The following is a 230-nucleotide window of genomic DNA, read 5'->3' as shown; positions in this document are numbered from 1 at the left end:
GGCCATGGCGGGCGCGAGGCGGGGAGCGCGGGGGCCGGGGACGGCTTCGCGCGCAAGCCCTCGCCCGCCCGGCGCGCGGTGAGCGCGCCCCAGCGGGCCGCGGCGGCGACGGTGGCGCGGCGGGCCAATCTGGTCGCCCGGCCGCCGGAAGCGCTGATCCGGCATTGGGTGGAGCGGCGCGGCCGCGACCCGCTGCCGGTCTGGGAGGCCTTCGACCCGCGCGAGATCAC

Annotated in this window: 1 protein-coding gene; it reads left to right on the top strand. The window is 81.7% G+C overall.

All coding sequences use genetic code 11. The features are described from left to right. Positions 1-230, top strand: a 230-nt coding sequence (locus tag SB717_RS39990) for a hypothetical protein (protein ID WP_410908931.1), incomplete at both ends; no start/stop codon positions are given.

Source organism: Priestia sp. SIMBA_032 (assembly GCF_046535215.1).
Lineage (GTDB): Bacteria > Bacillota > Bacilli > Bacillales > Bacillaceae_H > Priestia > Priestia aryabhattai.
Note: the sequence above shows the minus strand (reverse complement) of the source record. Positions and strands in the feature narration are given on the sequence as shown.